General features: G+C 64.3%; 23 protein-coding genes and 2 pseudogenes. 12 read left to right on the plus strand and 13 right to left on the minus strand.

Translation table 11 applies throughout. From position 1 onward, the window contains the following. Positions 1–34 precede the first annotated feature (34 nt). From Q6A48_RS26200 to Q6A48_RS08600, 6 genes and pseudogenes are all read left to right on the plus strand, one after another. Positions 35–1,168: pseudogene (locus tag Q6A48_RS26200) on the plus strand (cache domain-containing protein); the annotation flags it as partial. Between the two features lie 333 nt (positions 1,169–1,501). Next, positions 1,502–2,029, plus strand: a pseudogene (locus Q6A48_RS26010) (methyl-accepting chemotaxis protein); the annotation flags it as partial. A gap of 200 nt (positions 2,030–2,229) precedes the next feature. Beyond that, positions 2,230–2,676, plus strand: a complete 447-nt coding sequence (locus Q6A48_RS08585; protein ID WP_304553457.1) for a DUF411 domain-containing protein — start codon at positions 2,230–2,232, stop codon at positions 2,674–2,676. A gap of 98 nt (positions 2,677–2,774) precedes the next feature. Then, a complete protein-coding gene (locus Q6A48_RS08590) occupies positions 2,775–3,806 on the plus strand; it encodes an alpha/beta fold hydrolase (protein WP_304553459.1) in 1,032 nt (343 codons plus the stop codon). An 11-nt stretch (positions 3,807–3,817) separates the two neighbouring features. Beyond that, entirely contained in the window at positions 3,818–4,774 is a 957-nt protein-coding gene (locus Q6A48_RS08595; RefSeq protein ID WP_304553461.1) for a D-2-hydroxyacid dehydrogenase family protein, read from the plus strand. A gap of 970 nt (positions 4,775–5,744) precedes the next feature. Further along, on the plus strand, positions 5,745–7,490 hold the full coding sequence (locus Q6A48_RS08600; RefSeq protein WP_304553463.1) for a phosphoethanolamine transferase CptA: 1,746 nt from the start codon (positions 5,745–5,747) through the stop codon (positions 7,488–7,490). Positions 7,491–7,526: 36 nt separating this feature from the next. Here Q6A48_RS08600 and zapE read toward each other — a convergent pair whose 3' ends face one another. From zapE to Q6A48_RS08615, 3 genes are all read right to left on the minus strand, one after another. Next, complete coding sequence (gene zapE / locus Q6A48_RS08605; protein WP_304553465.1) at positions 7,527–8,648, minus strand: cell division protein ZapE; 1,122 nt, start codon at positions 8,646–8,648, stop codon at positions 7,527–7,529. A 144-nt stretch (positions 8,649–8,792) separates the two neighbouring features. Further along, complete coding sequence (locus Q6A48_RS08610; RefSeq protein ID WP_304553467.1) at positions 8,793–9,134, minus strand: nuclear transport factor 2 family protein; 342 nt, start codon at positions 9,132–9,134, stop codon at positions 8,793–8,795. 52 nt (positions 9,135–9,186) lie between these two features. Further along, entirely contained in the window at positions 9,187–9,903 is a 717-nt protein-coding gene (locus Q6A48_RS08615; RefSeq protein WP_304553468.1) for a helix-turn-helix transcriptional regulator, read from the minus strand. A 146-nt stretch (positions 9,904–10,049) separates the two neighbouring features. Between Q6A48_RS08615 and Q6A48_RS08620 the strand changes: the two genes are divergently transcribed. Continuing rightward, the gene (locus Q6A48_RS08620; protein WP_304553470.1) at positions 10,050–10,520 is read left to right on the plus strand and encodes an LEA/WHy family protein; all 471 of its coding nucleotides are present in this window, start codon (positions 10,050–10,052) and stop codon (positions 10,518–10,520) included. Between the two features lies 1 nt (position 10,521). Here the strand turns inward: Q6A48_RS08620 and Q6A48_RS08625 are convergent, their stop codons facing one another. Further along, a complete protein-coding gene (locus Q6A48_RS08625) occupies positions 10,522–11,445 on the minus strand; it encodes a carbon-nitrogen hydrolase family protein (protein WP_304553471.1) in 924 nt (307 codons plus the stop codon). An 85-nt stretch (positions 11,446–11,530) separates the two neighbouring features. On the opposite strand from Q6A48_RS08625, the gene Q6A48_RS08630 reads away from it, so the two are divergent. Beyond that, positions 11,531–12,439 carry a LysR substrate-binding domain-containing protein gene (locus Q6A48_RS08630; RefSeq protein WP_304553472.1) on the plus strand — a complete coding sequence of 303 codons (909 nt, stop codon included), beginning with the start codon at positions 11,531–11,533 and terminating at the stop codon, positions 12,437–12,439. Between the two features lie 2 nt (positions 12,440–12,441). Here Q6A48_RS08630 and Q6A48_RS08635 read toward each other — a convergent pair whose 3' ends face one another. Further along, positions 12,442–12,696 (minus strand): hypothetical protein, encoded by a 255-nt coding sequence (locus tag Q6A48_RS08635; protein ID WP_039591001.1) that lies wholly within the window; start codon positions 12,694–12,696, stop codon positions 12,442–12,444. Positions 12,697–12,855: 159 nt separating this feature from the next. Between Q6A48_RS08635 and Q6A48_RS08640 the strand changes: the two genes are divergently transcribed. Continuing rightward, positions 12,856–13,173, plus strand: coding sequence for an ElaB/YgaM/YqjD family protein (locus Q6A48_RS08640; RefSeq protein WP_304553475.1), 318 nt, complete (start codon positions 12,856–12,858; stop codon positions 13,171–13,173). A 215-nt stretch (positions 13,174–13,388) separates the two neighbouring features. Here Q6A48_RS08640 and Q6A48_RS08645 read toward each other — a convergent pair whose 3' ends face one another. Beyond that, positions 13,389–14,312 (minus strand): AraC family transcriptional regulator, encoded by a 924-nt coding sequence (locus tag Q6A48_RS08645; RefSeq protein WP_304553477.1) that lies wholly within the window; start codon positions 14,310–14,312, stop codon positions 13,389–13,391. A gap of 231 nt (positions 14,313–14,543) precedes the next feature. Here Q6A48_RS08645 and Q6A48_RS08650 point away from each other — a divergent pair, with 231 nt between their 5' ends. Together Q6A48_RS08650 and Q6A48_RS08655 are read left to right on the plus strand one after the other, a co-directional pair. Then, positions 14,544–15,317, plus strand: a complete 774-nt coding sequence (locus Q6A48_RS08650; protein ID WP_304553479.1) for an L-iditol 2-dehydrogenase — start codon at positions 14,544–14,546, stop codon at positions 15,315–15,317. A 192-nt stretch (positions 15,318–15,509) separates the two neighbouring features. Further along, positions 15,510–16,361, plus strand: a complete 852-nt coding sequence (locus Q6A48_RS08655) for a CAP domain-containing protein (RefSeq protein WP_304553481.1) — start codon at positions 15,510–15,512, stop codon at positions 16,359–16,361. Positions 16,362–16,391: 30 nt separating this feature from the next. Here Q6A48_RS08655 and Q6A48_RS08660 read toward each other — a convergent pair whose 3' ends face one another. Beyond that, positions 16,392–17,288 (minus strand): NAD(P)/FAD-dependent oxidoreductase, encoded by an 897-nt coding sequence (locus Q6A48_RS08660; RefSeq protein WP_304553482.1) that lies wholly within the window; start codon positions 17,286–17,288, stop codon positions 16,392–16,394. Between the two features lie 142 nt (positions 17,289–17,430). Here Q6A48_RS08660 and Q6A48_RS08665 point away from each other — a divergent pair, with 142 nt between their 5' ends. Beyond that, positions 17,431–17,868, plus strand: coding sequence for an Rrf2 family transcriptional regulator (locus tag Q6A48_RS08665; protein WP_304553483.1), 438 nt, complete (start codon positions 17,431–17,433; stop codon positions 17,866–17,868). Positions 17,869–18,019: 151 nt separating this feature from the next. Here the strand turns inward: Q6A48_RS08665 and mqo are convergent, their stop codons facing one another. The 6 genes from mqo to Q6A48_RS08695 form a co-directional block, all read right to left on the minus strand. Continuing rightward, positions 18,020–19,660, minus strand: a complete 1,641-nt coding sequence (gene mqo / locus Q6A48_RS08670) for a malate dehydrogenase (quinone) (RefSeq protein WP_304553484.1) — start codon at positions 19,658–19,660, stop codon at positions 18,020–18,022. Between the two features lie 452 nt (positions 19,661–20,112). Further along, positions 20,113–21,483 carry an ATP-binding response regulator gene (locus tag Q6A48_RS08675; RefSeq protein WP_304553485.1) on the minus strand — a complete coding sequence of 457 codons (1,371 nt, stop codon included), beginning with the start codon at positions 21,481–21,483 and terminating at the stop codon, positions 20,113–20,115. Then, a complete protein-coding gene (gene ercA / locus Q6A48_RS08680; protein WP_304553514.1) occupies positions 21,467–22,624 on the minus strand; it encodes an alcohol dehydrogenase-like regulatory protein ErcA in 1,158 nt (385 codons plus the stop codon). The genes Q6A48_RS08675 and ercA overlap by 17 nt, the downstream gene beginning before the upstream one ends. 132 nt (positions 22,625–22,756) lie before the next feature. After that, positions 22,757–22,828, minus strand: a complete 72-nt coding sequence (gene pqqA / locus Q6A48_RS08685) for a pyrroloquinoline quinone precursor peptide PqqA (protein WP_003243383.1) — start codon at positions 22,826–22,828, stop codon at positions 22,757–22,759. Between the two features lie 278 nt (positions 22,829–23,106). Next, positions 23,107–24,627, minus strand: coding sequence for an acetaldehyde dehydrogenase ExaC (gene exaC / locus Q6A48_RS08690; RefSeq protein ID WP_304553487.1), 1,521 nt, complete (start codon positions 24,625–24,627; stop codon positions 23,107–23,109). 284 nt (positions 24,628–24,911) lie between these two features. After that, on the minus strand, positions 24,912–26,687 hold the full coding sequence (locus Q6A48_RS08695) for a PQQ-dependent methanol/ethanol family dehydrogenase (RefSeq protein ID WP_304553489.1): 1,776 nt from the start codon (positions 26,685–26,687) through the stop codon (positions 24,912–24,914). Positions 26,688–26,911 lie beyond the last annotated feature (224 nt).

Below are 26,911 nucleotides of genomic sequence, written 5' to 3' on the forward strand. Positions count from 1 at the left end.
CTAGAAAGACGCCTCCGTGCAAGGAACCACCCCCATGCCCGCATTCCGAACGATTCAGGCTCGCTACACGCTGTTCCTGGTTCTATTCATCCTGGTGCTGTCCATCCTGACGGTCGTGGGCATCAGTTACCTGGTCGCGCCCAAGTTGCGCCATACCGAAGAACAGGTGGTCCTCAACCGCATTGGCGAAGTCGCCGGGCAGATCCAGGGCGAACTGAACAAGGTGCAGGCCCAGCAACGCAGCATCACCCAGACCATTCCATTGCTCGACAGCGATGCCATCGACAAGGTCCTGCCAGGGCTGGTGGACCAGTACGGCGAACTGAAAGTGTTCGGCGGCGGGATCTGGCCGCTGCCGAACCAGCGCGCCGAGGGGCGCAGCAAGTTCAGTACGTTCTGGCACCGCGATGCCTCCGGCAAGCTGATGGTCAACACCTTCTGGAACAGCGACGCCGCGCCGAACTACTACGAGCAACCCTGGCACAAGGGCGGCATGGCCACGCCACCGGGCAAATGTGCCTGGGCCGCGGCCTACAAGGACGACGCCAGCGCCGAGCCGCGCACCAACTGCGCCATGGCCATCCAGAAGAACGGCGTGCCCTACGGCGTGTCGACCATCGACGTGACCCTGGGCTTCTTCAACGACCTGGTGGCGCGCAAGGAAGCCGACCTGAGCGCCGAGATGTTGATCGTCGAAGGCGACGGCAAGATCATCAGCAACAGCACGCGTATCAACGGGCCGATTGTCCTGAAGAACATCAGCGAACTGGCCGCCAGCTCGCCATTCGCCGCCCAGGTCCAGGCCGGCCTGGCCCATCGTGACCAGCCGCTGCAACGGGTCGAGTTCGACAACAACGGCGAGGCCAGCACCTTTTTCATGCGCCCCATCGAAGGTTCGCCGTGGTTCCTGGCGACGGCATTGCCCACCCGCCTGATCACCGCCCAGCGCGACGACGTGTTGAACACCCTGAGCCTGCTGCAGATCCCGATGGTGATCCTGCTGGTGCTGATGCAGTTGTACGCGATCCGTCAACTGACCCACCGCATGAAGATCCTCAAGGGCAACATCGACGCCTTGTCCACGGGCGATGCCGACCTGACCCGGCGCATCACCATCCGCGCCGAAGATGAACTGGGCGCCATCGGCCACTCGGTCAACGGCTTCATCGCCTACCTGCAGAACATGATTGGCGAAGTCACCCAGGCCACCGGTGCCATGGCTTCGAGCCTGGAAAACCTGCAACGGACCTCGGCCCATACCAGCGAGATCCTGATGCGCCACGCCTCGGAAACCGACCAGACCGTGACCGCCATCACCCAGATGAGCTCCACGGCCGACAGCGTGGCACAGAATGCCGCCGAGACCGCCGCCTTCACCCAGCGCGCCAACGAGCACGCCGATCGCTCCCGCGTGGTGGTCGGCGAGGCGTCCAACAGCGTCGTGGCGCTGATCGACGAAGTGTCCAGCGCGACCCGCAAGGTCGAGAGCATGCAGCAGGACGCCCAGCGCATCACCGAGATCCTCGGCGTGATCGGCGCCATTGCCGGGCAGACCAACCTGCTGGCCCTGAACGCGGCCATCGAGGCCGCCCGGGCCGGCGAGCAGGGTCGTGGCTTCGCGGTGGTGGCCGACGAGGTCCGCGCCCTCGCCGCCCGCACCCAGGCCAGCACCTCGGAGATCAACGAAATGCTGACCCGGTTGACCCAGGGCGTGAGTTCGTCGGTGCAGGCGATGGAAAACACCCAGGCCAGTTGCCAGTCGGCCGCCGATGCGACCTCCCGGGTCAACTCCGGCCTGGACGAAATGGCCGGCTCCGTCAGCCAGATCAACAGCCTGAGCACCCAGATCGCCACCGCCGCCGAACAGCAAAGCGCGGTGACCGAGGAAATCAACCGCAGCATGGTGCAGATCCGCCACATGGTGGAGGAACTGGTGGAAAGCGGCCTGGCCAGCGAAAACAACACCCGCCAACTGCTGGATGCGAACAGCCGGGTGAATGCGATCATGGGCCGGTTCAAGGTGCGCTGACAGGCGCGTCTACCCGGTTGAACCCAGTGGGCGCCTGCTCCCACTGGGTTTGCTTCGCAAAGGGCTCATGCCCGCCAGGGCTTTCTACCCTCCCCGTCCCGCCAAGCTGACAATTCTGTCATCCGCCCCTCAGCCCCCTGTCAGCTGCCCCTTGCTACTCTGCTATCCTCCCGCCATTCGTTCGACATGAGAGCCCTCCCATGGCCAAGCCCCTGCACCTGCTCGCCTTGAGCGCCTTGCTCCTGACCACCCTGGCCCAGGCCGCCGAACCGATAACCATCGACGTGCACCGCGATGCCAATTGTGGTTGCTGCAAAAAGTGGATCTCGCACCTGCAAGACAACGGCTTCAAGGTCAACGACCACGTCGAGGCCGACATGAGTTCGGTCAAGCAACGCCTGAGCGTGGCGCCCAACCTGCGCTCCTGCCACACCGCCGAGATCAACGGCAAATTCGTCGAGGGCCATGTCCCGGCCGACCAGGTGCTGGCGCTGAGCAAGCGTGATGATTTGCTCGGGGTCGCCGCGCCCGGCATGCCCATGGGGTCGCCCGGCATGGAAATGGACGGCATGGGCGATGCCTATCAGGTGATCGGCCTGAAGAAGGACGGGACGCAAACCGTGGTGGCGGACTACCCGGCCCAATAAGGGCGCAGGGGAACGTTCGGACGGTTCGGTTGCCTGTGGTTAATGTCGCCATAATCGGGCCGCCCCAGGATCGGCGCTGGCCCCCAAGGAGATTGACCATGCCGCGTTCCCCCACCCGCTGGCTGCCAAGCCTGCTGCTGACCGTCGCGCTGCCTGGGCTCGCCCAGGCGGCCAATCCGCCGGAAGGCCCCGCCTACGGCGCGCAGCTGGAGGGGTTCGAATACCCCTATACGCTCAAGCACTTCGCCTTCCAGTCCCAGGGCCAATCCTTGCAGATGGGCTACATGGACGTGCCCGCCCAAGGCAAGGTCAATGGCCACACGGTGGTGCTGATGCACGGCAAGAACTTCTGCGCCGCCACCTGGGGCGACTCGATCAAGGCCCTCAGCGAGCACGGCTACCGGGTGATCGCGCCGGACCAGATCGGCTTCTGCACGTCGAGCAAACCCGACCATTACCAATACAGTTTCCAGCAGCTGGCGAGCAACACCCAGACCCTGCTCAAGACCCTCGGCGTGCAGAAAGCCAGCGTGCTGGGCCACTCCACCGGCGGCATGCTCGCCACCCGCTATGCCTTGCAGTTTCCCGAGCAGGTCGAGCGCCTGGCGCTGGTCAACCCCATTGGCCTGGAAGACTGGAAGGCCCTCGGCGTGCCCTACCGCAGCGTCGACCAGTGGTACCAGCGCGAGCTCAAGCTCAGCGCCGAGGGCATCCGCGAGTACGAACGCAAGACTTATTACGATGGCCGCTGGAAGCCTGAATTCGATCGCTGGGTAGACATGCTCGCCGGCTTGAACAAGGGCCCCGGGCACGCGCAAGTGGCGTGGAACTCGGCGCTGATCTACGACATGATCTTCACCCAGCCGGTCTATTACGAGTTCAAGGACCTGAGCGTCCCGACCCTGCTGCTGATCGGCACCGCCGACACCACGGCCATCGGCAGCGACATCGCGCCGCCCGCGGTGAAGGCCCGGCTGGGCCGCTATGAGGTGCTGGGCAAGCAGGTCGCGCAACTGATTCCACGCTCGACCCTGGTGGAGTTCCCCAACCTGGGGCACGCGCCGCAGATGGAAGAGCCGGCGCGCTTCCACCAGGCCTTGCTCGGCTGGCTGGACAAACCCATTCCCTGACGAGGTGTTCCATGACGGTGCAGATAGCAGTCATCGACGATTGGCAAGACGTGGCCCGGGACGTGGTCGACTGGTCGCTGTTGGACGAGGTGGGCCAGGTGACCTTCCTCCACGATTACCCGGCCGACCGCGACACCCTGGCCGAGCGCTTTCAGCCCTTCGAGGTGATCTGCGTGATGCGCGAGCGCACCCTCTTCGACGAAGCCCTGCTGCGACGCCTGCCCCGTCTCAAGCTGTTGCTCACCGGCGGCATGCGCAACGCCGCCCTCGACCTCGAAGCCGCCGCCGCGCTGGGCATCCAGGTGTGTGGCACGGAAAGCTACAAGCACGCCGCGCCCGAACTGACCTGGACGCTGATCATGGCGCTGACCCGCAACCTGGTACAGGAAGCCAATGCCCTGCGCGCCGGCGCGTGGCAGCAAGGCCTGGGTGGCGATCTGCATGGCAAGACCCTGGGGATCCTTGGCCTGGGCAGCATCGGCACGCGGGTGGCGCAGTTCGGCCAGGTGTTCGGCATGCGGGTGATTGCCTGGAGCCAACACCTCACGGCGGAACGCGCCGCCGAAGCGGGCGTGACCTATGTGAGCAAGCAGGCGTTGTTCGAACAGGCCGACGTCCTGTCGATCCACCTGGTGCTCAGCGAGCGCAGCCGCGGCCTGGTGGATGCGCAGGCCCTGGATTGGATGAAGCCCTCGGCGCTGCTGGTCAATACCGCCCGTGGGCCGATCGTCGATGAGGCCGCGCTGATCGAGGCCCTCCGACACAAGCGCCTGGCTGGTGCCGCCCTCGACGTCTTCGCCCAAGAACCCCTGCCCGCCGACCACCCCTTCCGCCGCCTGGACAACGTACTGGCCACCCCGCACGTGGGCTACGTCACCCGACAGAACTACCAGCGCTTCTACTCCCTGATGATCGAAGACCTCCTGGCCTGGGCCGCCGGCAACCCCATCCGCCTGCTGACCCCATGACCTGAATCCGCTGGGCCTGCTCAAGATGGCGGTGGGTCAGTTTGCATTGATGTCGCCTGGGCCGACGCCTTCGCGGGCAAGCCCGCTCCCACAGGGGGATTTGTGCTGGGCCGCAGGTTTGTGAACAACCGAGATCCACTGTGGGAGCGAGCCTGCTCGCGATGGCGGTGGGCCAGCTTGCATCGATATCGCCTGTGCCGCCGCCTTCGCGGGCAAGCCCGCTCCCACAGGGGATTTGCGGTGGGCCGCAGGTTTGTGAGCAACCGACATCCAGTGTGGGAGCGAGCTTGCTCGCGAAAGCGGTAGGTCAGCTTGCATTGATGTCGCCTGGGCCGACGCCTTCGCGGGCAGGCCCGCTCCCACAGGGGGATTTGCGGTGGGCCGCAGGTTTGTGAGCAACCGACATCCCGTGTGGGAGCGAGCTTGCTCGCGATGGCGGTGGGTCAGCTTACATCGATGCCGCCTGGGCCGACGCCTTCGCGGGCAGGCCCGCTCCCACAGGGGATTTGTGCTGGGCCGCAGGTTTGTAAGCAACCGAGATCCCGTGTGGGAGCGAGCTTGCTCGCGATGGCGGTGGGTCAGCTTGCCTCGATGTCCCCTGTACCGCCGCCTTCGCGGGCAAGCCCGCTCCCACAGGGGATTTGCGGTGGGCCGCAGGTTTGTGAGCAACCGACATCCAGTGTGGGAGCGAGCTTGCTCGCGAAAGCGGTAGGTCAGCTTGCATTGATGTCGCCTGGGCCCGACGCCTTCGCGGGCAGGCCCGCTCCCACAGGGGATTTGTGCTGGGCCGGGTTTGGCGCCCCCATCGAATTCCTGTGTGCCTGCGCCCAAGTCAGCATTTTATAAGCAAAAAACTCACGAAGTTTTCACAAGCGGCTCGCGATACTTCCCGCCTTTAGGGTTGCTCGGCGGGCGCTGCGGTCACCAATCCGGTACCGGCAGGCTCGTCGATAACAGGCTGGAGCGCTTGATGAGTGTGTTCAAACGCAGCACAACGACTGCGAAAGGTTTCGACTGGGCCGGGCTTGGCTGGCTGTTCCTGTTCTTCTGGTATTTTTCGGGCATTACCCAGCTGCTCATCCTGCTCAGCGACACGTCCGGCTTCACCGGGTTTCGCCAGGCCTTCGTGATGAGCGCCCTGTGGCTGGCGCCCATGCTGCTCTTCCCCAACCGCACCCGCCTGCTCGCGGCACTGATCGGGATCGTGCTGTGGGCTTGCTCCATGGCGAGCCTGGGGTATTTCTTCATTTACCAGCAGGAATTTTCCCAGAGCGTCATCTTCATCATGTTCGAATCGAACGTGGCCGAAGCCGGCGAATACATGACCCAGTACTTTGCCTGGTGGATGGTGCCGGCGTTCCTCGCCCATACCGTCGTCGGCTACCTGCTCTGGACCCGCCTGCGCCCGGTGCACTTGCCACGTGGGCAAGCCATGGTCGCGGCGGCGGCCATCGTGGTAGCCGTGGTCGGCTATCCGCTGATCAAGCAGACCCAGCGCACCGGCAGCTTCGCCGGTGGCCTGGAGAAATTCGAAGACCGCATCGAGCCCGCCGTGCCGTGGCAGATGGTCGTGGCGTACCGTCGCTATGGCGAACAGCTGGAAAACATGCAGGGCATGTTGCACAGCGCCAGCAAGATCGCGCCCCTGAACAACCTCAAGGACGCCATGGCCAACCAGCCGGCAACCCTGGTGCTGGTGATCGGTGAATCCACCAACCGCCAGCGCATGAGCCTCTACGGCTACCCGCGGGAAACCACCCCGGAACTGGACAAGCTCAAGGACCAGCTCTCGGTGTTCGACAACGTCATCACCCCGCGCCCCTATACCATCGAAGCGTTGCAGCAGGTGCTGACCTTCGCCGACGAGCAGAACCCGGACCTGTACCTGAGCACGCCGTCGCTGGTGAGCATGATGAAGCAGGCCGGCTACAAGACCTTCTGGATCACCAACCAGCAGACCATGACCAAGCGCAACACCATGCTCACGACCTTTTCCCAGCAGGCCGACGAGCAGGTGTACCTCAACAACAACCGCAACCAGAACGCCGCCCAGTATGACGGCGACGTGATCGAGCCCTTCAACAAGGCCCTGGCCGACAGCGCCCCGCGCAAGCTGATCGTGGTGCACCTGCTCGGCACCCACATGAGCTACCAGTACCGGTATCCGCCAACGTTCGACAAGTTCACCGACCGCCAGGGCGTGCCGGCCGGTGTACGCGACGACCAGTTGCCGACCTACAACAGCTACGACAACGCGGTGCTGTACAACGACTTCGTGGTGTCCAGCCTGATCAAGGACTACGCCAAGAGCGATCCCAACGGCTTCCTGCTGTACCTGTCGGACCACGGCGAGGACGTCTTCGATTCCCAGGGCCATGACACCCTGGGTCGCAACGAAGCCAAGCCCACCGCGCCGATGTACACCATCCCGTTCATGGCCTGGGCCTCGCCCAAGTGGCGCGAAAGCCATGATTGGAACTTTGCCGGCGACCTGTCGCGGCCCTACAGCAGTTCTCAGCTGATCCACACCTGGGCCGACCTGGCGGGCCTGAGCTTCGACGAGCTGGACCACAGCAAGAGCCTGGTCAGCGATCAGTTCAAGGCGCGCCCGCTGATGATCGGCAATCCCTACGAAGGCCAGCACAAGGGCCTGATCGATTTCAGCCTGATCAAGCCAAAACCCAAGGCACCGGCGGCTGAAATCGTCCAGAAGTGATCGAAAACGGTTGGCAGCCCGCTGGCAGGATCCAGGTCAGGCGGGCTGGCCAAAACGTTGCATCTGCATTTCCTGGAGGCGACTGAGGGTGCGCCGGAACGGAAACTGCAGGTAGCCCTCGGTGTACAACCCCTCCATCGGCACCTCGGCGCACAGGTACAGCGGCACCTTGCGGTCATAGCACTCGTCCACCAGGGCGATGAAGCGCCGCACGCCGTCGTCATGGACGGACAATTGCGGCAGTTCGCGGTCACCGGCCTCGACCCGCTCGACACCGTCCTCGGTGCCACGGGCGATGCGCCCTTCGCGCTGCTCGGCGCTCAGGCACGGCACGTCGCCGAGCAGGATAACGCCGAAGCGGTCGCACAAAGCCATGAAATCCACCGCCGAGAACGGTTGTTCACACAGGTCGGCGTAACGGCTCCAGAGCACCGTGTCGCTCGCCCGGACCGGTTCGAGCAGGCGATGGCCGACTTCGATCGGCCCGGCGGCGACGGCTTGCCCGGCGGCCAACTGATCGAAGACCGCGGCCAGCGGGTCGGGTTGCCCGGGGTTACGTACCCAGTAGCGCTGCTGCACCGCGCCCGGGTGCTGGCGATGGTCTTGCCATCCATTCACCGGCACCACTTGCATGTGTTGCTTGATCGCGGTAATGGTCGGCAGGAAGCGGTCACGGTTGTGTCCGTTGGCATAGAGCTCTTCCGGCGGCAGGTTGGACGTGCTCACCACCACCATGCCTAGATCGAACATCACCTGGAACAGCCGCCCGAGAATCATCGCATCGCCAATGTCAGAGACGAATAACTCGTCGAAGCACAGCACCCGCACTTCGGCACTCAATTCCCGGGCCAGGGCCTGCAAGGGGTCCGGCGTGCCGGTCAGTTGGAACGAGCGCTGGTGCACCCAGGCCATGAAGTGATGGAAGTGCTGACGGCGCGCCGGCACTTTGAGGCTTTCATGGAAACGGTCCATCAGCCAGGTCTTGCCACGGCCCACCGGGCCCCAGAGGTAGACGCCCTTGATCGACTTGCGACCCTCGCCCAACGCCTGGTGGCATTGCTCCAGGGTCATGATCGCCAATTCCTGGGCCTCGTCCTGGACGAAGCCGTGGTGTTCGATGGCGTGCTGCCAGGCATTCAAGGGGGAGTCGAAAGTCATACGGCCCAGGTCCGGAAAACGAAGGTGGGGAGTATGCCATGTTGATGAGCCAGCGATCACGCTGGCCTCATGAACAACGCAGCCCCCCGTGGCGAGGGGCCTGTTGGTGCTGGGTTGCACGGCTACCGCAAACGCCGGTAGCTGCTAGATCGAGATATCCAGCCGGCTGATCTTGCCTTGCGCATCAAGGCGGAAGGTGTAGCGTAACTCCAGCGGGCTGCCGGGGAACGTGCCGGAGATCAGGTTCTGCACCAGCACCTTGCCGGTGCGCTGCTGCACGTTGAGCACCTCCACCCGCGGTTGGTAACGCTGGGCGGTGTCTTCCATCCATTGGGCGATGGCCTGGGCACCGAGGCGGTGGTGGCCCTCATCGAACACGCTGGCGTCTTCGGCGAAGAAACGCGTCGCCGCCGAGCTGTCACGGGCATTGGCGGCCGCAATGTAGCCGGCGATGGCCGGGGCCAGGGTAGAGACGGGGTTGGACATTGGCAAGGCTCCTTGTTTTATCGATCTGGCCTCATCCTAAAACAGCGTTGTGTCAGTTTTTGTCAGGAGTGAACCGCCCGGTTTCATCCAGTTGCATCAGCGCGAACCAGGCGCGCAACAGGTCGCTGCGGCGGCCCGGATAGCGCTCGCCCTGTGCGGTGGCCGAGGCAATCCGGTCGGTGCGGAAGGTCCGGTAGGCGCCACGCAATTCGCACCAGGCCACCACCACCCGTGCTTCGTTGAAAAAGCCCAGGGCCAGAGGCCAGATCAGCCGTTGGCTGGGGGTCTTGTTGACGTCGGCGTAATCGATGTGCAGCTTGGATTGGGCGCGAATGGCCTGGCGATACACGTTCAATTCCACGGTGTTCTGCGGATAGCCGTAGCCCGGCGGCCCCGGCAGCACCGTGGGATTGCGCAAGGCGTCGCGCACGTCGGGGGCCAGCACCGCGGCCACTTTCGCCAGCGCGTCGGCGGCGGCCTTGCCCAGCACGTCGTCGCCACGCTGGTCCACGTAGCGCAGCCCCAACACGATGGCCTCGATTTCATCGGCGGTGAACATCAACGGCGGCAAGAACAGGCCACTGCGCAAGACATAACCGATGCCCGCCTCGCCCTGGATCGGCGCGCCAAGGGCCGTCAGCTCGGCAATGTCGCGGTACAAGGTGCGCTCGGACACCTTCAGCTCGACGGCCAGTGTCGCGGCGGTAACCGGGCAACGCTTGCCCCGCAAGACTTGCAGCAAAGTGAGCAGCCGGGTAGTACGCGACACGATGGAGGATCCGCCGGAAATAAATTGCCGCAGATTAGCAGAGGCTGGTGTCAGAAATTGACAGGAGCCCAGCATTTTCATGATCAGCTACCTGTCCCATTCACTACGGTAGTGCTTCCCCCTGATAGCCATCGCGAGAGTTGACCATGCGCAAGATCCTCGGCTTGTCCGCCCTACTGATGCTGCTCAGCCTGAGCGCCTGTGCCCTTTTCCCGCAGCGCGACCCGGTGAACATCAACGTGGTGGGCATCGAGCCTCTTCCCAGCCAGGAGCTGGAGATGCGCTTTGCCGTGAAGCTGCGGGTGCAGAACCCCAACGAAACCACGATCGACTACAACGGCGTGGCGCTGGACCTGGAGGTCAACGGTCGGGCCCTGGCCTCGGGAGTCAGCGACCAGAGCGGCTCCCTCCCACGGTTTTCCGAAACGATCGTGAGCGTGCCGGTGAGCATCTCGGCGTTTTCCGTACTGCGCCAGACCCTGGGCCTGAGCCAGACCCAGCGCCTGGACAACCTGCCCTATGTGCTCAGGGGCAAGCTCGCCGGCGGAGTGTTCGGCACCGTGCGCTTCGTCGACCGCGGTACCCTCGACTTGCGCGGTTCCACGGCCACCTGGTGATTCAGTGGGTGAAGCGCACACCCGGTTTGGGCCGTTCATCCACCACCAGCTCGAAGATGTCCGGCCGGGCGTAGTGCCCGACCACATCGTAGTCGTACCGGGCGCGCACCAATTCATCGGTGTCGATTTCAGCGCTGAGCAAGCCAGCGCAGCCCTTCAAGGGCCCGGCCAACACATCGCCCATGGGCCCGACGATCACGCTGCCGCCAGCGATCAGCGGCCGCTCGGCAGGCCAGTTCGCCACCTCGATGCCCAACGCCTGCGGCGAGTCCTGCACCTGGCAGGCACTGACCACGAAACAGCGTCCTTCGTGGGCGATATGACGCATGGTCACCTGCCACATCTCGCGCTCGTCCACCGTCGGCGCACACCAGACGTCCACGCCTTTGGCGTACATCGCGGTGCGCAGCAGCGGCATCATGTTTTCCCAGCACACCGCCGCCCCCACGCGACCGACCTGGCTGTCGATCACCGGCAGCGTCGAGCCATCGCCCTTGCCCCAGATCAAGCGCTCGGTGCCCGTCGGCATCAGCTTGCGATGCTGGGCCACCAGGCCTGCCTCGGGTTCGAAATACAGCGCCGTGCAGTACAAGGTATTGCCGGAGCGTTCGATCACCCCCAGCACCAGGCTGGCGCCCGTGCGCGCCGACAGTCCCGCCAGCGCCTCGGTTTCCGCCCCGGGCACGTCGATGGCATTGGCGAAGTAGCGGGCGAACGCTTCGCGCCCTTCCGGCAGGCGATAACCCAGCTGAGTGCCGAAGCCCTCGCCCTTGGGATAGCCGCCCAGCAACGCCTCCGGCATCACCACCAGGCGTGCGCCCGCCTCGCGAATCGCCGCTTCATAGGAAAGGATCTGCGCCAGGGTGTCCCCCTTGCCGCCAGGCAATGAACCGATTTGCAGGGCCGCCACAATGGATTTGGGCATGGTGTTCAACTCCGTCGTCAACAAGTGTTGCCGATTCTCGGGCGTCGACCGATCATGAATAAAGCCCCGTACGCTGCTAAATGATATGAGCCCTATGAATATCGCCGAGATCGACCTCAACCTGCTCAAGACCTTCGAAGCGCTGCATGACGAATCCAGCGCCAGCCGCGCCGCGCTGCGCCTGGGGGTGACCCAGTCGGCCATCAGCGCCGCGCTGCGCAGGCTGCGAAGCGTGTACGACGATCAATTGTTCGTACGAACAGGACGGGGCCTGGCGCCGACCTTGCGGGCCAACCAATTGAAACCGGTGATCAGCGAAGCGTTGGACAAATGCCGCCAGAGCCTGGCGATGGTCGACCCGCAAGCCGGCCATTACCAGGGCCGTTCGGTCATCGTCGGGATGTCCGACGATTTCGAGATTGCCTACGGAAGACGCCTGGTGGAGGAAGTGGCGCAGCGCGCACCGGGCCTGCGGCTGATCTTTCGCCAGACCCATAGCCAGATCGTCGGCCTGGCGCTGATGGAGCGCCACCTCGACCTGGCGATCACGGCGGGCGGTTTTGCCCAGCGGCTGCTCAGCCGCCAGGTGCTGGGGGAAGGTGACTACGCTTGCCTGGTGGACCCGGCCAGCCTGGCGGATAGCCCGCAGGCCCTGAGCCTGGAAGCGTTCGTGGCCCGCGAGCACCTGCTGGTGTCTTCCGGGGGATTTATCGGCATCACCGACGAAGGGTTGGCCGGGCTCGGCCTGAGCCGCCGGGTGTGTGCCTCGACCACCCATTTTGCCGCGCTGCCCTTCCTGCTCAAGGGCAGCCAGGCCGTGGCGACCATCCCGACCCACGCCGCCCGGGCCATCGCCGACCTCAGCGGCCTGGCATTGCTGCCCTGCCCCCTGGCCCTGCCCCGCTACCCCATTGAACTGGGCTGGCGAACCCACCTGCCGATGGATCCGGCCGTGATCAAGGTCCGCGAGGCCATTGTCGCCGCGTTCGCGTGAGGTTACTTGTTGGCCGCCATCAGGCGATTGACTTCACTGCGCACCATGTTGGCGTATTCCGGCGGCGACATACCGTCCAGTTCGGCGCGCACCCACTCGGCCCATTTGCCCTTGCGCTTGGAACGCTCGCCGAACAACCGGGCAGCATCGCCCTTGGCCTTGCCCAGGTTATTTTGCCACAGTTCAAAGAGTCGGGATTTTTCGTCTTCCAGCGCAGCGCGCTCGGCCAGGGGCCTGTCAGCCAGATTGAAGCTCATGGGAATTACCTGTTGCGTAAATAGGCGACATCTTACACCTTGCGGCGAACCGCCTTAACCAGGTTTTCGGAATCAACCGGTTGGGCCCATCCACGGCGCAACTTTTAAGCCTGCGCGGCACTCCATAGTTCACTGCCATCATTCACAAGGAGACACACCATGGCGCGTAAAAGCACCGTGCAAGCGAACGGCGAGCAAATCAAGGACCAGGCGTTCAGCGAGCTGAAGGCGTTGATCGAAGAATCGGAAAAGCTGCTCAAGAACAGCGCCGCGCTGGTCGGCGAAGACGCGGAGAACCTGCGCGGGCAGATCTCCCAGAAACTGCAACAGGCCCTGGACTCCCTCGCCAGCGCACGGGAACGCACCCGTCCCATGGTCGACGCCACCGAAACCTACATCGGCGGCCACCCATGGCAAACCGTGGCCATCTCCGCCGGGTTCGGGCTGGTGGTGGGGTTGTTGCTGGGACGGCGCTGAGCCCACCGCAGGGTTGATCCGCCCACCGAGTTTCAACGCCGCTATGGCCTGTGGGAGTGAGCCTGCTCGCGATTGCGGTGGATCAGTCAGCGTCTTCGTCATTGACAGGCCGCCTTCGCGAGCAGGCTCGCTCCCGCAAGGGATTGGTGGTGTACATCATTCTGGGACACGCCAGTCGCTGCGGTTGCTGAAGAAGGTTTACCAGGCATAAGGCATCAGCCGTCCACGCGCTCCCGTGTCGATCGCGCCCACTCGCCCCGGCGATACTCGCTGGGCGTCTGGTTCATCTCGATGCGAAAGTGCCGGTTGAAATTGGAAAGGTTGTTGTACCCCACCTCGAAACAGATCTCGGTCACCGGCAGTTCGCTGTGCAACAGCAACCGGCAGGCGCGCTGGACCCGCAACTTGCGCATCAGGTCGACAAAGCCATGCCCGGTGATGCGCTTGAAGAAACGCGAGAAGCCGGGTTCGCTCATGTTCAGTTGCCGGGCGATCTCCGACAGGCGCAAATCCCCGGTGAGCTCGGCGTGCAGGTATTCGAAAGCCTTGTGGATGCGTTCGCAACTGCGGGCATCCAGGGTCGGCGCGTAGCACGGGCTCGCCAGGCTCAGGACCTCGGCCTCGGGGGCCTGGCCCAGGGTTTCGAGCAGTTGGAGAAACAGCGCCAGGCGCGCCAGGCCCCGGGCCGGGCCAATGGCTTCGATCAGGTGCGCGGCGCGCGATGCGGTGTCGCCACTGAAGGCCAGGCCACGACGGGCGCGCTCGAACAACCCCCGCAGGTTCCCCAGCTCGGGCAAGGTCCGGCGCAGGGCCAGCCAGGCGGCGCCGTCGAACTGCACGACCACGTCGCGCCCGGGCAGGTATTCGCCAGGCGCCAGGTCGCCCATCCAGTCGTGGGGTAGATCGGGGCCGATCATGGCCACATGGCCGGGACCGAAAGGCCCGATGTAGTCCCCCGCCAGCAATTTCCCGCTGCCTTGGCGAATGAGGTGAATCTCGAACTCGGGATGATGGTTCCAGCGCGCCAGGGCATACGGATAGTCGTGCTCGTACCAGCGAAAACTGTGCTCGGGCTCGGGCAGGATGACCTCCAGCTCGGCCGGCCGCTGCTCGAACAGGGGCGTTTGGTGATCAGGCATGTCGCGTCTCGTCTAGCGTCATGACGGCACTTTACGCCGGACGACCCGCGTCTCGCCAACCGCCACTTGACCACCCACCGATACTTTTTTAACCCCGGCGACCTGCGTTAAAAAAGTATCACCCGAGGATGCCCGCCGCGTTTGTCCGAGTTTGGGGTCGCTGCTGTAATCGAACTGCCGCCTCCATGGCGACCCCATCCCCTTTTGCGCAACCGAACACAGGACCCTCCCATGAAACGACTGCAAGGAAAAAGCGCCCTGGTCACCGGTGCCGCCCGCGGCATCGGCAAGGCATTCGCCCAGGCCTATATCGACGAAGGCGCCACGGTGGCGATTGCCGATATCGACCTGGAGCGGGCCCGGGCCACCGCCACCGAGCTGGGCGACGGCGCCTACGCGGTCAGGCTCGACGTGACCGACCAGGCGTCGATCGACGCGGCCATGGCGGCGGTGGTCGCCCGGGCCGGCAAGCTGGACATCCTGGTCAACAACGCGGCGCTGTTCGACCTGGCCCCCATCGTCGAGATCACGCGGGAGAGCTATGAGCGGCTGTTCTCGATCAATGTCGCCGGCACGCTGTTCACCCTCCAGGCGGCGGCCCGGCAGATGATTCGCCAGGGCCAGGGCGGTCGCATCATCAACATGGCGAGCCAGGCCGGACGCCGTGGCGAAGCCCTGGTGGGCGTCTATTGCGCCACCAAGGCCGCGGTGATCAGCCTGACCCAGTCTGCCGGCCTGGACCTGATCAAGCACCGGATCAACGTCAACGCCATCGCCCCCGGCGTGGTGGATGGAGAGCACTGGGACGGCGTGGACGCGCTGTTTGCCCGCCATGAAAACCTGCCACTGGGGGAAAAGAAACGCCAGGTCGGCCAGCAGGTTCCTTATGGCCGGATGGGCACCGCCCAGGACCTGACGGGCATGGCGATTTTCCTCGCCTCGGCGGACAGCGAATACGTGGTGGCACAGACCTACAACGTCGACGGCGGCAACTGGATGAGCTGAAGATCGACGGATTTGCACCTTGGAACGCCGGTAATGGACTTATTTGCCTGAAAATTGATCCCAGTACTTGAGGATTGTCCCGAACGGTGCCGCGCGGCACCGATCAGGGAATTTCAAGAGAGCGTGAATACCGTTGCCCCAGCGGGGCAAAAATTGCGCATCATAGGCGCCGTCCGCTCAAGGGAGATTTACATGCGTGCCATTTCATCCGTCATGCGTCTCGTCGTGCTGTCACTGGGGCTGGTGTTCGCCGCCAGCGCCACGGCCACCGAGGAGACGCAACTGGTCGAGTCCATCAACCTTTACCGCAGCCAGTCCCAAAGCTGCTCCGGCCAGGCTTCGCTGGAGTTGCCGCCGCTGGCGATGGACTCGCGGCTGATCCTGTCGGCCAATGGCATCGGCGACCTGCAGCAAGCGCTGGCACGCACGGCTTACCCGATGGTCAATGTGCAGGCCATCAGCCTGTCCGGCCCACGGGATGCGCAAGGCGCGATGAAGGCCATCCAGGAAAGCTTCTGCCAAGTGGTGCTGGACCCACAATTCGTCGACATCGGCGTCAGTCGCATGGACCGCGAATGGCGGATCGTGGTGGCACGCCCTCTCCTGTCCGCTCGCCTTGGCGACTGGCAGGCCGAAGGCCAGAAACTGCTGAAGCTGATCAACAGCGCCCGGGCCCAGCCGCGCCGCTGCGGTACCGAGACCTTTGCCGCCACCACGCCGCTGAGCTGGAACGCGACCCTGGCCCTGGCCGCCGTGACCCACACCCGCGCCATGGCCAACAACAATTTTTTCGACCACAAGGACCGTGACAACCGCATGCCCGGCGACCGTGCCGAGCTCGCCGGTTACCTGGGCCAGTTGATCGGCGAGAACATCGCCGCCGGGCAGGACACCGCCCTCAAGGTGGTGGACGGTTGGCTCGCCAGCCCGGGGCACTGCGCCAACCTGATGAACCCGCAATTCCGCGAGCTGGGCGCCGGTTACGCCACCGACCCGAAAAGCGATGCGGGCATCTACTGGACAGCGCTGTTCGGCACCCAGTGAACCGGCCGGGCCGTCCTGCGGCCCTCCCCCTCAATCCTCGGCGAATATCAACGAGCGGTGCACCCCGGACCCGGCGCGCACGCCGTCACCGACGGCCAGCGCGACCGAGCCGAACGGCATCGCCGCGTCCCCACAAGCAAAGACACCTGGCATCCGGGTTTCCCGGGTCATCGCGTCGCTCTGGATGAAAGCCCCGAGCGGCCCTTCTTCGAAGGCACACCCCAGGGACGCCGCCAATGGGCTGGACACCCGGGTCTGCGGCAGGACGAACAAACCGTCGATGCGCACCGCGCGTCCGTCCGCCAGCACAACGTCGGCCCGCTCGCCCTCGATGCGCATGACACGCTCCGCCTCCAGCGTCACCCCCCGCCGCGCCAGGCTGGCCCGCTGCTCGGGGTCGGGTTCGAACACGCCCTGGGTGAAAAAGGTGGTCGGCCCCCAGTCTGGAAGCATCAAGGCGTGATGCAGGGACATTTGCGACGTGGCCAGCACCCCGATCGGCCCTTGCTCCAGCTCATAACCGTGGCAATAGGGGCAATGGAAGACGCTTTTGCCCCAGCGCTCCGCCAGCCCTTCCACCGGTGGCAAATCATCGATTACGCCAGTGGCCAGTAACAGGCGCCGGGCCCTATGGCGGTTGCCGTCGGCGGTGTCCACGGTGAACCCGCCGGTCCCCTGGCGGGCAGCGATTGCCATGCTCGCCAGCCATTGCACGGTGGGATAGGCCATGAGCTGGCGCCGGGCGTCCTCGGCTATGTCTCCGGGCGCGCGGCCATCCTGCCCGAGAAAACCATGGGAGCTGGCCGCGAAGCGGTTGCGCCGCTGACCCGCGTCGATGACCAGGACGTTGCGCCGGGCCCGCGCCAATTGCAGCGCCGCGGACAGGCCGGCGTAGCTGCCGCCTGCGATGATGACGTCGTAGAGCATGGTCGATCCTCCTGGGTGAGTGGCCGGATGAAAGTCTCGACACATCGTAAGTTCCTTGAAAAGCCAGTGTCAACGATCTCGTAACTTTTGCGATTACAGGCGATACTTTCGCTCGTCCCGACCACCGAACGCCTTGCCGATCATGAGAACCGACACCCGCCTGTCCCGTATGCTCCATGTGCTGATCCACATGGACCGCCACCAGCAATCCGTCACGTCCGACACCCTCGCCCAGATGCTGGGGACCAACCCGGTGGTGGTGCGCCGGACCATGGCCCTGCTCAAGGAACAGGGTTACGTCACGTCGGAGAAAGGCCACCGAGGTGGCTGGGCCCTGAGCAAGCCCTTGTCGGAAATGACCCTGCTGGACATCCATCAAGCCTTGGGCAGCTCCTCGATCTTTTCCATCGGCCTGTCCACCGACCACCCGCAGTGCCTGGTCGAGCAGGCGGTGAATGCGGCGCTTACCGAAGCGTTCGATGAAGCCCAGGCGTTGTTGCTCAAGCGGTTGGGCAGCATCACGCTGGCGCAGTTGGCGGACGACTTCGACCAGCGCTTCCACGGGGTCACCGGCGACTGATCGCGCGGGGCCCGGCGTCTTCGCGAGCAGGCTCGCGCCCGCGGGTGCCGCGAGTCATTCTTGCGGATGCGCTGCAGCAGCTTTATCGCAGGCCATAAAAAAACGCCGCTCAATGAGCGGCGTTCCTGTACCTCACCCGGCAACGCCAGGTTTACAGCGCCATGTCAGCCGCCGGGTTGGCTTCGCGGGCAGCCGCTGGCTGGGCCGGAGCCGGGGCACCGGGCTTGCCGATCACCGGTGGCGTGTCCAGTTGCAGGACTTCGCTGGTGTACGCCCACTCCTGGGCTACGCGCTCAGGGCTGTCGTTGAGCTTGGTGCCGTAGCTCGGCACGATCTGGTGCAGCTTTTCCTGCCAGGCCGGGCTCGCGACCTTATCCTTGAAGACCTTCTCCAGCACGGTCAGCATGATCGGCGCAGCGGTCGAGGCGCCTGGGGAAGCACCCAGCAGGCCGGCGATGCTGCCGTCCTGGGACGCGACCACTTCGGTGCCGAGTTTCAGCACGCCGCCCTTCTCTTCGTCACGCTTGATGATCTGCACGCGCTGGCCGGCTTGCCACAGGCGCCAGTCTTCCTGCTTGGCCTCCGGGAAGTATTCCTTCAGGGCGTTGAAGCGATCTTCATCCGACAGCATCAGTTGGCCGGCCAGGTACTCGACCAGCGGGTACTGTTCGATACCGACCTTGGTCATCGGCCACACGTTGTGGGTGGTGGTGCTGGTCAGCAGGTCGAAATACGAACCGTTCTTCAGGAACTTGGTGGAGAACGTCGCGAATGGGCCAAACAGGATCACGCGCTTGCCATCCAGCACGCGGGTGTCCAGGTGCGGCACCGACATCGGCGGCGCGCCGACCGAAGCCTTGCCGTAGGCCTTGGCCAGGTGCAGTTGGGCCACGGTCGGGTTCTCGGTCACCAGGAACGAGCCGCCCACCGGGAAACCGGCATACTCACGGGCTTCCGGAATGTCGGACTTCTGCAGCAGGTGCAAGGCACCGCCACCGGCACCGATGAACACGAACTTGGCGTCGGTCTCGGTTTCGGTCCCGTCCTTCAGGTTCTTGTACGACACGCGCCAGGTGCCGTCTTCGTTGCGCGTGATGTCTTCCACTTCGCTGGACAGTTTCAGCGAGAAGTTCGGCTTGGTCTGCAGGTAGGCCGCGAACTGGCGGGTGATTTCGCCGAAGTTCACGTCGGTGCCCAGGGGGCTCCAGGTCGCCGCGACTTTCTGGCTCGGGTCACGCCCTTGCATCATCAGCGGCACCCACTTGCCGATCTGCGCGGGGTCTTCGGAATACTGCATGCCGGCGAACAGCGGGCTGGCCTGGAGCGCTTCGTAGCGCTTCTTCAGGAACGCGATGTTGTCGTCGCCCCACAGGAAGCTCATGTGCGGCGTGGAGTTGATGAACGAGCGCGGGTTCTTCAGCACGCCGTTCTTGACCTGCCAAGACCAGAACTGGCGGGAGATCTGGAAGGCTTCGTTGATTTCGATGGCCTTGGAGATATCGACCTTGCCGTTCTTGTCTTCCGGCGTGTAGTTCAGCTCCGCCAGCGCGGAGTGACCGGTACCGGCGTTGTTCCAGCCGTTGGAACTCTCTTCGGCAACACCGTCAAGGCGCTCGACCATTTCCATGGTCCAGCCCGGCTCCAGCTCATTGAGCCAGACGCCGAGCGTCGAGCTCATGATGCCCCCACCGATGAGCAGGACGTCCACTTTTTTTGCCTCGGCGGCGTGCGTGGTCGCAAGACCCATCGCCATCGCCAGGCCCAGTAGCGCCGTGTGTGTTTTCTTCAACATGTGTGTATCCCTAGGATGGAACGCCATTCCGCCCCCCAGCCCTGATCAAGGATAAATCGCGTCCATCGCCGGCGGCGCCAGCGTGACAGGTTCGATAGGACTGGAGGATGGACCTACAGGACCGAGCAATCGTCGGCCTCACGTTTATGTCTCTCCGGCGCTGACTTCTTGTAGGTCTTGGCTTCAGCTGAGTGAGGGACACTGCAAAACGGTTGTGTTCGGGCCAGGCGTGGCCGTGCCCGATTGTCGCAGCGGGGGGAGTTTACATAATGAAATAACCAGACCGAAGCGTCTTTTTACATTCCCGACAAAAACACTGGGTAAACGAACCCGGATAAAGGTGGCTTCCGAGCCTCCGTCATCACGACGGCATCGGCCCACCGTGGCTTATCTGGAAACATCCGTTGCCATGTGGGACCACTCGCCCGCGAAGACAAGGGCCCTGGCGCCCGCTAGCCGAGCAACTGGCTCAATACCGCCCGCAACTTGCCGGGCTTGACCGGTTTGTTGAGCAGCGGCGCCTCCAGTTTGCGCAGGGCCCGGCGGCACTGGTCGCTGCGGTCGGCGGTGATGATCACGGCCGGGATTGCCTGGCGGAAATGCTCGCGCAGCTGCCTGACCACGTCACAGCCCACCACCCCGTGATCGAGGTGGAAGTCCGCCAGGATCAGCTCCGGCGCCTGGCCTTGCAACACGTCGAGGGCGCCCGCTGCGTCGGTGGCGGTCAACACTTCGCAGCCCCACTGGCCGAGCAGCGCGGCCATGCTTTGCAGGATGCTCAGTTCGTTGTCGATCACCAACAGCCGACGCCCCGGCAGCGGATTGCCGGTCATCGCCTGGGCAGGCAGCTGGGTGGCAGGCAGCGGTTTCTCAGTGCAGAGCGGCACCTCGATGCTGAACACCGAGCCTCGTCCCGGTCGCGAACGGACCTGGACCCGGTAGCCGAGGATATGGGCGATGCGTTCGACGATCGCCAGGCCCAGGCCAACGCCCTTGCGATCCGCCGCCCGGCCGACATCCAGTTGGTTGAACTCGAGGAAAATCGACTCCAGGCAATCGGCGGCAATGCCGCGCCCGGTGTCCCAGACCTCCAGGCTCAGCCGCCCTCCCCGGCGCCGGGCCGCCAGGAGAATGCCGCCCTGGTCGGTGTAGCGACAGGCATTGCTGAGCAGGTTGCGCAGGATCCGGGTCAACAACCGCAGGTCGGTCGTCACCGCTTCATCGGGAAACCGCACCCGCAGCTCCAGCCCCGCCGCCCCGGCCACCGACTGGAACTCCGAGGCCAGTGGCGCGAGCAGCTCATCCAGCCGATACGGCGCCAGGTCGGGCCTGACGGCGGCCTGGTCCAGCCGGGAGATGTCCAGCAGGTCGGTGAGCAGGTCTTCGGCGCCTTCCAGGGCCTGGTGCGTGCGCTCCACCAGCACGCGCTCGGTGCCGGGCAGTTGCCGTTCGCGCAGCGTGGCGATCAGCAGGCGCGCGGCGTTGAGCGGTTGCAACAGGTCATGGCTGGCGGCGGCCAGGTATTTGTCCTTGCTGCGGTTGGCGGCCTGGGCCGCGTCCCGGGCGTCGCGCAACTGCTGCTCGACCAACTCGCGCTGGGCGATCTGCTGTTGCAGGTTGTGGTTGGCTTCCAGCAGCGCATCGGTGCGCTCGGCCACCCGCTGCTCCAGTTGGTCATTGAGCTGCTGCAGGCGTTGCCGGGCCAACTCCAGCTCTTCGAGACGCGCCGCCAGCTCCGGGTAATGGCTCTTGCGCGTGGAGTGATTGCCCAACCCGAGCAAGCCGGCCAGGGCCTTTTGCTGCTCGTCAGAGGGCTTCGCCATAGACGACCTCGACATCCCGTTGGCTCGACTCCCGAGGGTTGGTGAGGATGCAGGGGTCGTGCATCGCATGTTGCGACAGGAACGGGATGTCCGAGGTGCTCACGCCGTGCAGGCCCAGGGTTTCGTGAAAACCGATGGTGCGCTTGAGGGCGATCAGGTGCTCCACCAGGCGGGTGCGGATCTGCCGGTGGTTGAGCCCGCGGCAATCGATGCCCAGTGTCTCGGCGATCACCTTGAAGCGCTCCGGCGCCGAGGTGTAGTTGAACGCCACGACATGCTCCACCAGCACCGCGTTGCACAGCCCGTGGGGCAAGTCGAGGAAACCGCCCAGGCTATGGGACATCGCGTGGACCGCGCCGAGGATCGCGTTGGAGAACGCCAGCCCGGCCTGCATGCTGCCGAGCATGATCTTTTCCCGCAGGGCGACGTCCGCCGGGTTGGCGATCATCGGCACCAGGTTGGTGTTGATCAGGCGCATCGCTTCCAGCGCATGGGGATCGGTCAGCGGCCCGTGACCGGTGGACACGAACGCCTCAATGGCGTGCACCAGCGCATCGATGCCGGTACAGGCCGACAGGAACGGGTCCATGCTCAGGGTGGTTTCTGGATCGATCAGCGACACGTCCGGCACCGCCGCCTTGCTGACGATGGAAAACTTCATGCGCTCTTGCTGGTTGGAGATGATCACGAACTGCGACACATCGGCCGAGGTCCCGGCCGTGGTGGGAATCAGGATCAACGGCGGGCTGGGCACATGGAGGGTATCGACGCCCTCGAACTCGAGGATGCTGCGGCCATGGGCGACAACGATGCCGATGGCCTTGCCGCAGTCCATCGGGCTGCCGCCACCGACCGCGACGATGACGTCGCAGTGGTTCTCCCGATACAACTCGGCGCCGAGCATCACTTCCTCGACCCGAGGGTTGGGCGAGACGGCGCTGTAGAGGGCATAGTCGATGGCCTGGGCCTGGAGGCTGGCCTCGACATCGGCGACCCAGCCGGCGGCGATCACGCCGGGATCGGTCACGATCAGGACCTTGCGCGCACCGAAGGTTTTGGCGTAATTGCCGACATTGTGACGGCATCCGGCGCCGAACATGATTTCAGGGGAAACGAACTTGCGCAGCGGGCTGAGACTCATCTTTGCAGGGGCGTGGCTCATTGGTAAGCCTGTTGTTATTGTCCGGGGATACTCTGAGCCTAAAGCATCCCGCCGTGAATGCAATCAGACCAATGGGTAGCCCGGCCTGGACGCCCCAGGCCGGGCCGGCACTCATCGGTTGGCGAAGTACATCGTCACTTCAAAGCCAATACGCAGGTCGGTGTAAGCGGGTTTAGTCCACATGGGTCTTTCCTCTTCTTGTACCGGACGATTCCGGCAAGGTCATTAATGCACGGGGCGCCCGGGGTTCGAATGCTACTTTCGAAGCGGTGGGCGGGGTGCGTTGGTAGCAATTCAGGAGAGCTACAAAACCATTGTGAGAGCAAGTCTTACTGTGGGAGCAAGGCTTGCCCGCGATACAAGCGACTCGGTCTCTGGTCAGGTCGAGGCGACTCATCGCGAGCAAGCTTTGCTCCCACAGTAAGACTTGCTCTCACAGGGTTTTGTGCTGTGTTATCGGGTCAGAAGAACCCCAGTGGATTGACGTCGTAGCTCACCAGCAGGTTCTTGGTCTGCTGGTAGTGGTCGAGCATCATCTTGTGGGTTTCACGACCCACGCCGGACTTCTTGTAGCCACCGAACGCGGCGTGCGCCGGGTACAGGTGGTAGCAGTTGGTCCACACACGGCCGGCCTTGATGGCCCGGCCCATGCGGTAGGCGCGGTTGATGTCGCGGGTCCACAGGCCGGCGCCGAGGCCGAACTCGGTGTCGTTGGCGATGGCCAGGGCTTCGGCTTCGTCCTTGAAGGTGGTCACGCCGACCACCGGGCCGAAGATTTCTTCCTGGAACACGCGCATCTTGTTGTGGCCCTTGAGCAGGGTCGGCTGGATGTAGTAGCCGCTGGACAAATCGCCTTCCAGGCGCTCGGCGGCGCCGCCGGTCAGCAGTTCGGCGCCCTCTTCACGGGCGATGTCCAGGTACGAGAGGATCTTGTCGTATTGCTGCTGCGACGCCTGGGCGCCGACCATCGTCTCGGTATCCAGGGGGTTGCCGCGCTTGATCTTGGCGATCTTCTTCATCACCTCGGCCATGAACGGCGCGTAGATCGATTCCTGCACCAGCGCCCGGGATGGGCAGGTGCAGACTTCGCCCTGGTTGAAGAACGCCAGCACCAGGCCTTCGGCGGCTTTCTCGATGAAGGCCGGCTCGGCCTGCATGATGTCTTCGAAGAAGATGTTCGGCGACTTGCCGCCCAGTTCCACGGTGGACGGGATGATGTTCTCGGCGGCGCACTTCATGATGTGCGAGCCGACCGGGGTGGAACCGGTGAAGGCGATCTTGGCGATGCGCTTGCTGGTGGCCAGGGCTTCCCCGGCTTCGCGACCGAAACCGTGGACGATGTTCAGTACGCCGGGCGGCAGCAAGTCGGCGATCAGCTCGACGAACACCGTGATCGACAGCGGCGTCTGCTCCGCCGGCTTGAGAACGATGCAGTTGCCGGCGGCCAGGGCCGGGGCGAGTTTCCAGGCGGCCATCAGCAGCGGGAAGTTCCACGGGATGATCTGCCCGACCACGCCCAGCGGTTCATGGAAATGATAGGCCGTGGTCAGTTCGTTGATCTCGGCGGCCCCGCCCTCCTGGGCGCGAATGCAGCCCGCGAAGTAACGGAAATGGTCAGCCGACAGTGGGACGTCGGCATTGAGGGTTTCGCGCACGGCCTTGCCGTTGTCCCAGGTCTCGCTGATGGCGAGGACTTCCAGGTGCTGCTCGATACGGTCGGCGATCTTCAGCAGCACCAGGGAGCGGTCCTGGACCGAGGTCTTACCCCAGGCGTCGGCGGCGGCGTGGGCGGCGTCCAGGGCCTTGTCGATGTCGGCGGCGCTGGAGCGCGGGAATTCGCCGATGACTTCGCCGTTGACGGGCGAGGTGTTGGTGAAATATTCGCCGTTGACGGGCGCGACGAATTCGCCGCCGATGAAATTGCCGTAGCGTGGCTTGAAGGAAACGACGGCGCCTGGGGTTCCGGGTTGTGCGTAGATCATGATGGGCCTCTGCCTGGTCGATGCCTGTCACGGGACAGGCGATAGGCCGATGGTAGAGAGCCCCGCCTGGCCGACGAATGCGTCATTGGCAGGGGGGACTCTCGTTATTTGGTCGTAGGTTTGAAGCATCGGGACGAGGATATTTGGCGAAACGTCTGTGGGAGCAAAGCTTGCTCGCGATGCAGGCGATGCGGTCTCCCAGGAAACCGAGGCGACTGCATCGCGGGCAAGCCTTGCTCCCACAGGGCAGTCGCCACAAAGGCAACGCCCGGCATTATTTCAGATCAGCGCTTGGCCACCAGGTCCTTCGGCAACTTGAAGGTCCAGAGCATGCCGCCCTGGTTGAAGTCCTTCACGCGCTTGGCGACTTCGCCGCCCCACAGCGGCACCGCGCCGCCCCAACCCGAGACCACGGAGACGTACTGCTCGCCGTCCATTTCCCAGGTGATCGGCGAGCCCAACACGCCGGAACCGGTCTGGAATTCCCAGACCTTCTCGCCGGTCTTGGCGTTGAATGCCTGGAGGAAGCCTTCAGGCGTGCCGGTGAACACCAGGTTGCCCTTGGTGGTCAGTACCCCGCCCCACAGCGGCGCGAAGTTCTTGTGGCGCCAGACTTCCTTGCCGGTCTTGGGGTCAATGGCCCGCAACACGCCGATGTAGTCTTCGTTCAGCGGCTTGATGGTGAACCCGGCGCCGAGGAACGCCGCGCCTTTCTTGTAGGCGATGCCTTCGTTCCAGATGTCCATGCCCCACTCGTTGGAAGGCACATAGAACAAACCGGTGTCCTGGTTGTAGGCCATCGGCATCCAGTTCTTCGCCCCGAGGAACGCCGGCGCGACGAACACCGAACTGCCCTTGGCCTCGCTGCCCGGCGCGCCCGGACGGCTGGCTTCGTTGTAGATCGGTCGCCCATCCTTGTCGAGGCCGCTGGCCCAGGTGATCTTGTCGACAAACGGGAAGCCACGGATGAACTTGCCGTTGGTGCGGTCGAGCACGTAGAAGAAACCGTTGCGGTCGGCAGTGGCCGCCGCCTTGATGTCCTTGCCGCCTTCCTTGTAGTTGAACGAGATCAACTCATTGACGCCGTCGTAGTCCCAGCCATCGTGTGGCGTGCTCTGGAAGTGCCACTTGATGCTGCCGTCGTCCGGGTTCAGGGCCAGGCGCGACGAGGAATAGAGGTTGTCGCCAGGACGCAGGTGGGAGTTCCACGGTGCCGGGTTGCCGGTGCCGAACAACAGCAGGTTGGTTTCCGGATCGTAGTAGCCGCCCAGCCAGGGGGCCGCACCACCGGTCTTCCAGAGATCGCCCGGCCAGGTCTTGCCGGCCTCGCCGCCGGAGATGCCGTTCTCGATCGCCTTGCCGTCCTTGTAGACGTAGCCCATGTGGCCTTCCACGGTCGGCCGGGTCCACAGCAGCTCGCCATTCTTGGGGTCAAAGGCGCTGATCTGGCCCACCACGCCGAACTCGCCACCGGCCACGCCCGTGATCAGCTTGCCGTTGATCACCAGCGGCGCGGCACTGATGGAATAGCCTTCCTTGTGGTCGGCGACCTTCTTGCTCCACACCACCTTGCCGGTGTCCTTGTTCAGGGCCACCAGCTTCGCGTCGAGGGTGCCGAAGAACACCAGGTCGCCATACAACGCCACGCCACGGTTGATCACGTCGCAGCAAGGCCGGATGTCGTCGGGCAGGCGTGCGTCGTACTGCCAGAGTTTCTTGCCGGTGCGCGCATCCACGGCGAACACCCGCGAGTAGGACCCGGTGAGGTACATCACCCCGTCCTTGATCATCGGCTGCGCCTGCTGGCCGCGCTGTTTTTCACCGCCGAAGGAGAAGGCCCAGACCGGGCGCAGGTCCTTGACGTTGTCGGTGTTGAGGGTCGCGAGCGGGCTGTAGCGCTGACCCTGGACGCCCAGGCCGTTGGTCACGACTTGCTGCGGGTTCTTCGGGTCCTGGAGGATTTCCTGGTCGGTCACGGCGGCCAAGGCCGAACCGGACAGCAGCATGGCACTGAGCAGCAAGCTCACGGCGAAGGGTTGGCGACGTGCGGGATGAGTCATGACGGCTACCTCTGCGATTATTGTTATACCCGGGAAATTTTCCCGGTCTGGCGCAGATTCTTGGGCCCGGCGCCCCTGCCAACAATTGCCCGCTGTGTTGAGTTTTCTAGTTCCTTGGTACACATGGCGGGCGGCCCCACATTCCCTGTGGCGAGGGGATTTATCCCCGCTGGCGCGCGAAGCGGCCCCCTCCCAATCACCCGGGATTTTTGGGGGCTGCTGCG

It is taken from the genome of Pseudomonas citrullilanati (assembly GCF_030580855.1).
Lineage (GTDB): Bacteria > Pseudomonadota > Gammaproteobacteria > Pseudomonadales > Pseudomonadaceae > Aquipseudomonas > Aquipseudomonas citrulli.

Bases quoted from the DNA above. Each gene is read 5' to 3' on its own strand.
- Q6A48_RS08610 (WP_304553467.1), bottom strand. From the start codon at position 9,134: ATGTCCAACCCCGTCTCTACCCTGGCCCCGGCCATCGCCGGCTACATT.
- Q6A48_RS08645 (WP_304553477.1), bottom strand. From the start codon at position 14,312: ATGCCTGATCACCAAACGCCCCTGTTCGAGCAGCGGCCGGCCGAGCTG.
- Q6A48_RS08595 (WP_304553461.1), top strand. From the start codon at position 3,818: ATGACGGTGCAGATAGCAGTCATCGACGATTGGCAAGACGTGGCCCGG.
- Q6A48_RS08655 (WP_304553481.1), top strand. From the start codon at position 15,510: ATGCGTGCCATTTCATCCGTCATGCGTCTCGTCGTGCTGTCACTGGGG.
- Q6A48_RS08695 (WP_304553489.1), bottom strand. From the start codon at position 26,687: ATGACTCATCCCGCACGTCGCCAACCCTTCGCCGTGAGCTTGCTGCTC.
- Q6A48_RS08675 (WP_304553485.1), bottom strand. From the start codon at position 21,483: ATGGCGAAGCCCTCTGACGAGCAGCAAAAGGCCCTGGCCGGCTTGCTC.
- exaC (WP_304553487.1), bottom strand. From the start codon at position 24,627: ATGATCTACGCACAACCCGGAACCCCAGGCGCCGTCGTTTCCTTCAAG.
- Q6A48_RS08620 (WP_304553470.1), top strand. From the start codon at position 10,050: ATGCGCAAGATCCTCGGCTTGTCCGCCCTACTGATGCTGCTCAGCCTG.
- Q6A48_RS08665 (WP_304553483.1), top strand. From the start codon at position 17,431: ATGAGAACCGACACCCGCCTGTCCCGTATGCTCCATGTGCTGATCCAC.
- Q6A48_RS08660 (WP_304553482.1), bottom strand. From the start codon at position 17,288: ATGCTCTACGACGTCATCATCGCAGGCGGCAGCTACGCCGGCCTGTCC.
- Q6A48_RS08600 (WP_304553463.1), top strand. From the start codon at position 5,745: ATGAGTGTGTTCAAACGCAGCACAACGACTGCGAAAGGTTTCGACTGG.
- Q6A48_RS08590 (WP_304553459.1), top strand. From the start codon at position 2,775: ATGCCGCGTTCCCCCACCCGCTGGCTGCCAAGCCTGCTGCTGACCGTC.
- Q6A48_RS08630 (WP_304553472.1), top strand. From the start codon at position 11,531: ATGAGCCCTATGAATATCGCCGAGATCGACCTCAACCTGCTCAAGACC.
- ercA (WP_304553514.1), bottom strand. From the start codon at position 22,624: ATGAGTCTCAGCCCGCTGCGCAAGTTCGTTTCCCCTGAAATCATGTTC.
- Q6A48_RS08635 (WP_039591001.1), bottom strand. From the start codon at position 12,696: ATGAGCTTCAATCTGGCTGACAGGCCCCTGGCCGAGCGCGCTGCGCTG.
- Q6A48_RS08640 (WP_304553475.1), top strand. From the start codon at position 12,856: ATGGCGCGTAAAAGCACCGTGCAAGCGAACGGCGAGCAAATCAAGGAC.
- mqo (WP_304553484.1), bottom strand. From the start codon at position 19,660: ATGTTGAAGAAAACACACACGGCGCTACTGGGCCTGGCGATGGCGATG.
- Q6A48_RS08625 (WP_304553471.1), bottom strand. From the start codon at position 11,445: ATGCCCAAATCCATTGTGGCGGCCCTGCAAATCGGTTCATTGCCTGGC.
- Q6A48_RS08650 (WP_304553479.1), top strand. From the start codon at position 14,544: ATGAAACGACTGCAAGGAAAAAGCGCCCTGGTCACCGGTGCCGCCCGC.
- zapE (WP_304553465.1), bottom strand. From the start codon at position 8,648: ATGACTTTCGACTCCCCCTTGAATGCCTGGCAGCACGCCATCGAACAC.
- Q6A48_RS08585 (WP_304553457.1), top strand. From the start codon at position 2,230: ATGGCCAAGCCCCTGCACCTGCTCGCCTTGAGCGCCTTGCTCCTGACC.